The organism is Metabacillus fastidiosus NBRC 101226, assembly GCF_001591625.1.
Taxonomy (GTDB): domain Bacteria; phylum Bacillota; class Bacilli; order Bacillales; family Bacillaceae; genus Metabacillus; species Metabacillus fastidiosus.
In genome coordinates this window covers 1-2,660 of the sequence record NZ_BCVG01000199.1, presented here as the reverse complement: position 1 = coordinate 2,660, position 2,660 = coordinate 1, and the positions used below count along the sequence as shown (strand labels likewise).

The window sequence follows — 2,660 nt, the reverse complement described above, 5'->3', positions numbered from 1 at the left end:
GCTGAAGGTGGCGGATCTTCTGATCCTCATCCTGTACAACCTGTTCTATGACATGTGTGAGATGAGTTGCAATGTTTTCGATAATCGCCTCCGGATAGACACTTTCATCATAGGCAAGCTTCAGAATAAGCTGTTCTCTAGGAACGGCGACCACGGTTAAGCCGTAATTGGTGGCTTCATTTCCATTCAGATCATTGAACACAAAGCCTAGCTCATTCTTTTCTTGATCCAGTGCACGTTCATCTAGCGCATAGTTTTCAAAAACCATCACATGGTCAATCAAATCCCGTTTTAGCTCACTGAGGGACTGCACATCAGACAGATTCAGATAGCTGTATGCCTGGCTTTCGATTGCTTCCTCCTGAACGCGCTTTAAGACGTCCCTAAAGCTTTGGTGATCTTTCACTTGGATTCTCGTTGGAATAGTGTTGATAAACAGCCCCACCATTTTTTCGATTCCTGACACTTTGGCATCCCTTCCAGAAACAACGGAACCAAATACGACGTCGTCGGTATGGTTGTACTTGGCTAATAGGACGCCCCACGCACTCTGTAGGGCTGTATTGAACGTGACATGATTTCGATTCGCTAATTCGGTCAGTTTCCCCGTTAGCTCACTTGAGAATTCAACGACCTTTTCCCAGTTGCGGGAATCGCCAGATTTCCTGCCCTTTGTGATGGACGGAATGGTTGCCGGTTCCTGATAGCCTTCCAGGTAGCCCTTCCAGTAGTGAACGGCATCTTCCCGTGTTTGTTCCTCCAGCCACCCGATATAGTCACTATACGGCTGCGGCTTCTCTAACTGATGGATTCTTCCGGCTCGTTTATTTCCATAGATATGGAAGAGTTCACCCAAAATGATACCTCGTCCCCATCCGTCAAACAATATGTGATGATTGCTCCAGATCAGCTTATAGGCCTCCTCACCGATTTGGATAAGCTCCAGGCGAATTAAAGAATCCCGGCCAAAATCAAAGCCTTTTTCCTGATCCTGTTTCAAGTATTGCTCAATACTCGCCTTCTGTTGTTCCACACTTTGACAGCGGATATCACGGTAGTTAAACCCGATCTTCCGATCTTTTAAGATGACATTCCTTGGCTTTTCCGTGATTTCATATTCAACAGCTGTCCGAAGGAGCTCATGTCTTTCCATGATGACATTGAAACTTTCCTCCAATAAATGCGGATCGATCGATCCATTGGCCTCGATGACGATTTGTTCAAAGTAGGCACCTGACGTTGGATCTTCCAATGCATGGAATAACATTCCCTGCTGCATATTGGCCAGAGGATAGATTTTCTCGATTTCAAATTCGTGATATTTTCTTTTGATGTCTTCCAGCTCGTGGATGCTTAATCCCCTGTCACCATAATCAAACGGGGTTCTCTCCGCCTGTTCTTTTGAGACACAATGGCGAATCACGGCATAAAGGGCTTCCTTGTAGGCTTCCGTAAAATCCTTCACAGTTTCTTCGGAATAGACCTTTGTGTTATAAGTCGTATCAATGATTAACCGGCCATCCAAAACGACCGCATTCATTTCCATCGCGTTTTCTCGTGTATGTTTGTTTCCAATCGACTCTCCCGTCGGGAGACTGGAAGAAGAGAAAACGGCATTTTGGAGATCTTCATCCATCTGCCCCAGATAATTAAACAATAGAGGCGGCTGTGCAGCCTTCCTTAACTCCTCGTCTTCGCTCAAATGCTTTAAAATTCCGTAACCGATGCCCTTGTTTGGTAATTTTCTAAGGGATTCCTTCACCATTTTGATGGTCATGGAAAGGTCTGTTTCCTCTCCCAAATCAATCAGGACCGGATACTTCGTAGTAAACCATCCGACTGTCCGGCTGATGTCTAGTCCTTCCATAATCTGTTCTCTTCCATGCCCCTCTAGGCTGATTCTGATCCGATTTTCACCTGTTACCTCCCTTGTAGCCACTAAAAGCGCAGTAACCAAAAGGTCATTGATTTCGGTATGATACGCCTGGTTGGTTTCCCTCAACAGCTTTCTTGTTTCCTCTTTCTCAAGAATGGTGCTGAAAGTGTCACTGTCTTCATACCAGTATCGTTCGACCTCTTCTTTTGTCTCCAGAAATCCCACATTCTCTTTCAATGTTTCCACCCAATATTTCTTTTCTCTTGCGAGCTTTTCGCCTTTGGCGTAAGCCTGGAGCTTAGAAGCATACGTTTTGTAAGACGTCGTTTTTGGATAAAACCTGACTGTTTCACCCTTTTCCAGCTGACTGTATCCCAGCGCTAAATCTTCAAATAGGATTCTCCAGGAAAAGCCGTCCACGACAAGATGATGGATAATCAGTAAAAGATGGTCCCCATCTTTTGCCTTAAACACTGCTGCATTCACAAGCGGCCCTTCTTGAATATCAATCTGCAGTTGAAGCTTTGAAGCGAGTTCCAGAACCTTCTGATCGGGCACATCCTCTGACGAGACGTCATAGACCTGAAAACCAAACTGCTGGGTTTCCACTCCGCGATTATACGAAAGCATCTCTCCATTTTCATTCTTATAAATCATTCTCAAGGCGTCGTGATGCTTCAGGATTTCTTCCAGGACTTCCTGAACCCATTCCGTACGGAATCCGTCTTTTCTATACAACATAACCGCATGGTTATAATGATTGACATCTTCTGTCCCTCCCATG

Annotated in this window: 1 protein-coding gene; it reads right to left on the bottom strand. The window is 45.1% G+C overall.

Annotated elements, in window-relative coordinates:
- On the bottom strand, nucleotides 1-2,617 hold a 2,617-nt coding region (locus BFA01S_RS21280), incomplete at its 3' end, for a condensation domain-containing protein (RefSeq protein ID WP_235843092.1).
- Between the last annotated feature and the right edge of the window lie 43 nt (nucleotides 2,618-2,660).